Origin of the sequence: Chryseobacterium taeanense, from assembly GCF_900099685.1 — a bacterium.
GTDB lineage: Bacteria > Bacteroidota > Bacteroidia > Flavobacteriales > Weeksellaceae > Chryseobacterium > Chryseobacterium taeanense.
Genome location: NZ_FNDW01000021.1, coordinates 1 through 6,495, shown reverse-complemented (window position 1 = coordinate 6,495; position 6,495 = coordinate 1). Strand labels below are relative to the sequence as shown.

The 6,495-nt window shown below is 37.1% G+C and carries 6 protein-coding genes; all 6 read left to right on the top strand.

From position 1 onward, the window contains the following. Positions 1-377 precede the first annotated feature (377 nt). The 6 genes from BLR30_RS17410 (at position 378) to BLR30_RS17385 (ending at position 6,358) form a co-directional block, all read left to right on the top strand. Positions 378-1,091: a C40 family peptidase gene (locus BLR30_RS17410; protein ID WP_089861631.1), complete on the top strand. Its 714-nt coding sequence runs from the start codon at positions 378-380 to the stop codon at positions 1,089-1,091. A 420-nt stretch (positions 1,092-1,511) separates the two neighbouring features. Beyond that, positions 1,512-2,423 carry an AraC family transcriptional regulator gene (locus tag BLR30_RS17405; protein ID WP_089861629.1) on the top strand — a complete coding sequence of 304 codons (912 nt, stop codon included), beginning with the start codon at positions 1,512-1,514 and terminating at the stop codon, positions 2,421-2,423. Positions 2,424-2,447: 24 nt separating this feature from the next. Continuing rightward, on the top strand, positions 2,448-2,822 hold the full coding sequence (locus BLR30_RS17400; protein ID WP_089861627.1) for a VOC family protein: 375 nt from the start codon (positions 2,448-2,450) through the stop codon (positions 2,820-2,822). Positions 2,823-3,131: 309 nt separating this feature from the next. Next, positions 3,132-4,361 carry a GTPase HflX gene (hflX, locus tag BLR30_RS17395; protein ID WP_089861626.1) on the top strand — a complete coding sequence of 410 codons (1,230 nt, stop codon included), beginning with the start codon at positions 3,132-3,134 and terminating at the stop codon, positions 4,359-4,361. Continuing rightward, positions 4,361-4,990: a DUF4919 domain-containing protein gene (locus BLR30_RS17390; RefSeq protein WP_089861624.1), complete on the top strand. Its 630-nt coding sequence runs from the start codon at positions 4,361-4,363 to the stop codon at positions 4,988-4,990. Before hflX ends, BLR30_RS17390 begins: the two co-directional genes overlap by 1 nt. An 87-nt stretch (positions 4,991-5,077) precedes the next feature. Next, positions 5,078-6,358, top strand: a complete 1,281-nt coding sequence (locus BLR30_RS17385; RefSeq protein WP_089861622.1) for a cation:proton antiporter — start codon at positions 5,078-5,080, stop codon at positions 6,356-6,358. Positions 6,359-6,495: the final 137 nt, after the last annotated feature.

The window sequence follows — 6,495 nt, the reverse complement described above, 5'->3', positions numbered from 1 at the left end:
AATCGTTTAAATATTTGAATGTCAGAAACTTAAATATACGAATTATTGCTATTTTTTACAAAGTTTATCTCAATTATTATCCCGAACTCAGGTTATATTAATATATGCCTGAAAATTAGAGTTATTAATCAGGATACCACATTAAGTATATGATTTACAATTTAATTTTGTTAAAGAATCTTAATAAAAAAAACCGCTAACTAACCCTAAACAGGCGGTTGCGGTTTATTTTTTTTTAACATACTTAGATAATATGTTAAAATGTGTTAAAAACAAGGTCTGGTAATTATCATATCAGAGTCCTTTTATCTGGAATACATATTTTTGTAATGCTTTTGAAAAATACTTATTCCTTTTAACACGGTAATCAAATATATATGAAGAAAAGAGTTTTGTTTTATCTAGTTGCTTTAGTTTCTACAGTATCGTTACAATCGTGTGTTACTAATTACGTAGTTTCAAAACCAGCAACTTACGCTAAAGAATACAAAACAGATGCCAAACTTGTCTCTATTGATATGAACAAAATGGAGCAGGATAAGCAGCAACTGATTAATTCATTTCTTGCCGAAAAGGCAGCTTCTTTAGCTAATGCTAAAAACTCTATTAAAAATTCCGAGATTGCAAAAGCAATCATGCACAATAAAACCATCGACAATATTTTAACGGAAGCTCAGACGTATCTGGGAACGCCTTACCGATACGGAGGGATGACGAGAAACGGAATCGATTGTTCAGCGTTTGTTCTTTCAGTTTTTGGTGCGGCAGCAGGGCTTAGCTTACCAAGAGTAGCTGCCTCTCAGTCTAAAGAAGGTGAAACAGTAGATAAAGAAAACTTACAGAAAGGAGATCTGATTTTCTTTTCTCACGGAAGAAGAATTTCTCACGTAGGTATTGTAGAAAGTGTAGATGAGAACGGAGAAATTAAATTTATTCATGCAGCTACTTCGAAAGGTGTAATGATCTCTTCACTAAACGATTCTTATTGGGGACCGAAGTACAGATTCGGAAAAAGAATCATCAAAGAGAACGGAGAAGCTTACAATAATCTTGCAACCACGACTCCTGCATCAAGCGGAACACATTTTTAATTTTAAATAATTGATTTAAATAATGAAACCATCAAATACTGATGGTTTTTTTATTTTTGGCTTAAAAGCCACTATCAATACGAGACTCCCGTTATAAACTAACAATCGTCATACGACTTTCCAACCCTCTCCTATACTCTTTGTCATTCCGAACAAAGTGAAGCGTAGTGAAGAATCTATTGTAGTTATTAACGCTATGCTAGCAAGAGATATTGCGGTTTTGTGCATCATATTCTTTCTTGTGTCCTTAGTAACATAGCAGAGCAGAGGCCACCTCGAAAGCTCGCTTTATAAATGAAGAAGCGCTAGCTTCAGCTCCGCTCAGTCACCATTTTGATTTATATTAAAACCCGTATTAAATACACAGGAATAATTTTATATTTGAATGACAGGATTATTAATTTTCTATAAACCAAAGAAGTGAAACGGTCAAACGACATTTATATTAACCGCATTAACAGAGCCATCGACTATGTCAATGCAAATGTTGATAAAAATATTTCGCTGGAAGAGCTGGCAGCAGTAACGTTTTTCTCCACCTTTCATTTTCACAGGATATTTGTAGCCATAACAGGAGAGACCGTTAAGAATTTCACCAACCGCATTCGCATGGAAAAGGCGGCACGACTCCTCAGATTTTCCGGGAAAAGAATTTCTGATATTTCTTTGGAATGCGGCTTTTCAGATACTTCTTCGTTCTCCAGGTTATTCAGGCAATACTTTGAAATCAGTCCCACCGAATACAAAAATGGTATTGAAATCAAAAATAGCAAGATCCGCAAAGCATTATATCCTGTTAATACTTATCATTGCAATATAAATGAAGAGGAACTGGAAAACCGATTTCCGGTTGAGATCAGAGCATTTGCACAAAGAAGTATTGCTTATATCCGGGTAACAGACGCTTTTAGAGAAGGAGTTGTTTTGAATGCTTTTAAGAAAATAGTAGACTGGGCAAAAGAGAAGAACCTTTTCGATACGGAAACGATTTTCGGGATGTCTTTAGATGATCCTGAAGTTACGCCGAAAGAAAAATACCGATATGAAGTCTGCATTACCCTTCCTGAGCATTTCAATATCAAAGATATTGGGCATATGCAGGTTACTGTTTTGCCAGAATGCCGCTATGCAGTTACCAAAATATCAGGAGACCTTACTGAAGTGGGGAAAGGAATTAATTATATGTTTGATGTATGGCTGACTGGCAGTAATTATGAATGTCGGCATTTGCATGCCATGGAGATTTTCGTGGATAAAGAAAATATCTGCAACTGGGATCATTTCGATCTGGAATTCTGCATACCTGTTAAAGCATTGAAAAATATCACATAAATTGAAATAATAATTTAAAATAAAATGAAAAAAGTAACAGGAATCGGGGGTGTATTCTTTAAATGTAAAGACCCCAACGCGGTGAATGAATGGTATAAAACGCATCTCGGGTTTGATACTACACCTTATGGAACAAGCTTTGAATGGCTTGAAAAAGATACTGGCAACAAAGGAATCACCCAATGGAATCCTTTTCCGGAGAGCAGTACTTATTTTGAGCCTTCGGATAAAAATTTTATGATTAATTACCGGGTAGATGATCTGGAATCTTTAGTAGAGGAGCTTAAAAAACAAGGAGTTGTCATTGTCGATGAAATTGAATCCTACGATTACGGAAAATTTGTACACATCCTTGATATCGAAGGAAATAAAATTCAGCTGTGGCAGCCGGCAGAGTAAAATCAATTGTCTCTAACGGATTATCTATTACCATTAACAGGCAGGGTGTCGTATAAGATCCCCTGTTTTTTTATTGAATCCGTTTCAGCTAAACCTCTTTTTTATTCTTCGGAAATATTTGTCCTATTTATACTTATTAATAATTGAACTTAAAAGACAAAGCACCTCAATACAGGAAACATCTGGCTGCTTTTGCAATTCATGAAAATTTAAATTCAACCTGTGATAAATCGGTACCACGAAAATTCATCTTGGTTTTTTTGATGAAAAATGGTATCTTGTAAATCTCACAAATACAGATAGAATTTAATGCTAGAAAAGAAAGAACACAATTACGAGAAATGCGTTCTGGTAGGGGTTGTCACACAACATCAGGATGAAGATAAACTTCAGGAATATATGGATGAGCTGGAGTTTTTGGCCTACACGGCAGGAGCTACCGTAGACAAACGCTTTACTCAAAAACTAACGCAGCCGGATTCCAAAACATTTATCGGAAGCGGGAAAGCACAGGAAATTAAAGAATACGTAAAAGAAAACGAAATAGGAACTGTCATTTTTGACGACGAACTCTCCCCGTCTCAGCTTAAAAACCTGGAAAGAGAAATGGAAGTGAAAATCCTTGACAGAACCAACCTTATCCTCGATATTTTCGCCCAGCGCGCAACAACGTCTTATGCAAGAACACAGGTTGAGCTGGCTCAGTACCAATACCTACTGCCACGCCTGACGAGAATGTGGACTCACCTTGAACGTCAGAAAGGGGGAATCGGAATGAGAGGTCCCGGGGAAACGGAAATTGAAACCGACAGACGTATCATCCGCGACAGAATCTCTTTATTGAAAGACAAACTGAAAACCATCGACAAGCAGATGGCTACCCAGAGAAACAACCGCGGAAAAGTAGTAAGAGCCGCGCTGGTAGGATATACCAACGTAGGAAAATCAACGTTGATGAATGCACTCTCCAAATCGGAGGTTTTTGCTGAAAATAAACTGTTTGCAACGTTAGATACGACCGTAAGAAAAGTAGTGATCGGAAATCTTCCGTTCCTGCTTACCGATACGGTAGGATTTATCAGGAAGCTTCCGACTCAGCTGGTAGAATCGTTTAAATCTACATTGGATGAGGTACGTGAAGCAGATCTTCTGATTCATGTTGTAGATATCTCTCACGAAAGTTTTGAAGATCATATCGATTCTGTTAATCAGATTTTAATGGAGATTAACGCACATCAGAAGCCGATGATTATGGTATTCAATAAAATTGATGATTTCAGCTACGAGAAGAAAGATGAGGATGATCTTACCCCTTCCACGAAAAAGAATATCTCGCTGGAAGAATGGAAAAATACCTGGATGGCAAAATCTAAATATCCTACGGTATTTATCTCGGCACTCACCAAAGAAAACTTCCCGGAAATGAAAAAGATGATCTACGATGAGGTAATGAAGATCCATATTTCAAGATTCCCATACAACGATTTCCTTTTCGAATATTTTGATAACGACGAGGAAGAAAACAACCATAAAGAATAATGAAATATCACCTGTTCCTTTTACTGTTTCTGACTTCGGTATTCAGCTTTGGCCAAACCCCAAAGATTGATCTGAAAACCATCCGGAAAGACCTTAAAAACGAAAAATCTCCTTACAATTATGATAAGCTGATTTTTAAATATAAGGCTTATCCGAAGTCGCTGGACACCATAGAATCTCAGCATCTTTACTATGGAAGGAATTTCAGGGAAGATTTGGTTTCAACCCTTGATGACGATTTTAAAGTCTTGGCAGAAGATTTTAAGAACGGAAATTTTGAAGAATGTATAAAACAGGGAAAATTACTCTACGAAAAAGACCCCACCAATCTTGATGTCCTGCTGATTCTGATGAGGGCATATGATTCTAAAAAGGAAGGAAGTAATTTCATACATCATTTCGGACAATTCCGAACACTGACAGATGCTATCAAAAGTTCCGGAGATGGCAAATCTGAAAAAACAGCTTACTTGGTGAATTCTGTAGGGGATGAATATATTTTGTTGAATATTTTAAACCTCGGACAAGAATATACCCGCAGTTCAAAAGCATCTCGGGACGGAATGCTCGACATTTGGCAAAAAGAAGGAAATACGATTTATATTAAAGTACTTTATATTAATCTGTAAAAAATACAGTATCAGTTTCTTCCGGTGAAATTTTCATAAACATTATCAAGATGATCTAATTTTAAAATATATTAAAAAAACAACTTAGTGGAATTATATTATTCGTTCTCAGCTTTAATCGTTTTAGCATCCATATTTTCATACCTTAATTACAGATTCCTGAAACTTCCGAGCACCATTGGGATTATGGTGATTGCCATCGTGGTTTCTATATTTCTGGTTTCATTTGGTCAAACTGTGCTGCCAAGAACATTTGGGCATCTCCACAGTCTCATGAGCAGTATCGATTTTACAGAAGTCCTGATGGGGGCCATGCTGAATTTTCTTCTCTTTGCAGGAGGAATTCATATCAATATTGATGATCTTAAGGAACAGCTTATTCCGGTGCTTCTGTTTTCAACCTTAGGGGTTGTCATTTCTACCTTTGTGGTGGGTTTTGGAATGTTTTATATCCTTCCTTTTCTCGGGATAGAGCTTCCTTTTATCTATTGTCTTTTGTTCGGCGCATTAATTTCACCGACGGATCCTGTGGCGGTTCTGAGTATTCTGAAACAGGCAAAGGTTTCAAAATCCCTGGAAACGAAAGTTGCAGGAGAATCGCTCTTTAATGACGGTATAGCGGTTGTTACCTTCACGGTTGTCCTTCAGCTTGCTATCGGAAATAAAATTGATATCGGAGTTGAAAGTATCGGACTGCTGCTGCTGAAAGAAGCAGGAGGCGGATTGCTCCTGGGAGTTATTCTGGGATGGGTAACATCCAGGCTGATGCGTGAGGTAGACGATTATATTATTTCTGTACTGGTAACATTGTCTGTGGTAATGGGTGGTTATCTTATTGCCCGACAGATGCATATTTCCGGACCATTAACGATGGTTGCTGCGGGCTTGTTCATGGGAAATTTTAATATTAAATTTAAAATGAAATCCATCACTCAGGATTACCTAATTAAGTTCTGGGAACTGATTGATGAAATTCTTAATGCAGTTCTGTTCCTTTTCATAGGCTTCGAGCTTTTGGTGATAAAAGATCTCACTCACTTTATGATTCCGGGGCTTGCTGCCATTGTAGTCGTATTGCTGGGGAGAGTCATCTCCATTTACGGACCTACCAAATTTATGCGAAGAACGTTCAGTCCGCAGACGGTAAAAGTACTCGTCTGGGGAGGAATTCGGGGAGGTGTTTCGATTGCGTTGGCACTTTCCATTCCGAAAAATGAATACAGCACAGTTGTTTTAAGTATTACTTATTGCGTAGTTGTTTTTTCTATTATTGTTCAGGGGCTTACCATTGCAAAGGTGGCCAATCCTAAAAAGATAGCCAAAGAAGAACTGGAGTTGGAAATCGTAGCTTTAAATGATGAGAAATAAACCGATGCCCATAAGTTCTTTACATTAAACGGAAGATAAATTATTTAACCTGAGTTCGGGATAATAATTGAGATAAACTTTGTAAAAAATAGCAATAATTCGTATATTTAAGTTTCTGACATTCAAATATTTAAACG

Bases quoted from the DNA above. Each gene is read 5' to 3' on its own strand.
- BLR30_RS17410 (WP_089861631.1), top strand. From the start codon at position 378: ATGAAGAAAAGAGTTTTGTTTTATCTAGTTGCTTTAGTTTCTACAGTA.
- BLR30_RS17400 (WP_089861627.1), top strand. From the start codon at position 2,448: ATGAAAAAAGTAACAGGAATCGGGGGTGTATTCTTTAAATGTAAAGAC.
- hflX (WP_089861626.1), top strand. From the start codon at position 3,132: ATGCTAGAAAAGAAAGAACACAATTACGAGAAATGCGTTCTGGTAGGG.
- BLR30_RS17390 (WP_089861624.1), top strand. From the start codon at position 4,361: ATGAAATATCACCTGTTCCTTTTACTGTTTCTGACTTCGGTATTCAGC.